1 protein-coding gene is annotated in these 645 nt (G+C 54.1%); it reads right to left on the bottom strand.

Annotated elements, in window-relative coordinates:
- On the bottom strand, window positions 1–645 hold a 645-nt coding region (locus AC5JL8_RS02100; protein WP_495878118.1), incomplete at both ends, for a WD40 repeat domain-containing protein.

Consider the following 645-nt stretch of genomic DNA (forward strand, 5'->3'; position numbering starts at 1 on the left):
CCCAGAGTTGAAATCCCATACTCTTAGGGTTGTGTCAGCCGATGCGGAAACAGCACTACGCCCGTCTGGGGTGATGACTACGGCATAGACCAACTCCTTATGCCCCTCTAGGGTGTGCAGGCAAAGCCCAGTGTTTAAATCCCATACTTTTAGGGTTGTGTCAGCCGATGCGGAAACAGCACTGCGCCCGTCTGGAGTGATGGCTACGGCATAGACCCAACTCTCATGCCCCAGGGTGTGCAGACAAAGCCCAGAGTTTAAATCCCACACTCTCAGGGTATTGTCAGCCGATGCGGAAACAGCACTGCACCTGTCTGGGTTGATGGCTAGGGCAAAGACCGAATCCTCATGCCCCTCTAGGGTGTGCAGGCAAAGCCCAGAGTTTAAATCCCACACTCTCAGGGTATTGTCAGCCGATGCGGAAACAGCACTGCACCCGTCTGGATTGATGGCTACGGCATCGACCCAACTCTCATGCCCCAGGGTATGCAAGCAACGCCCAGAGTTTAAATCCCATACTTTCAAGGTTTTGTCAGCCGATGTGGAAACAGCACTGCGCTCGTCTGGGGTGATGACTACGGCATAGACCCAATCCTCATGCCCCTCTAGGGTGTGCAGGCAAAGCCCAGAGTTTAAATCCCACAC

Source organism: Mojavia sp., assembly GCF_059505145.1.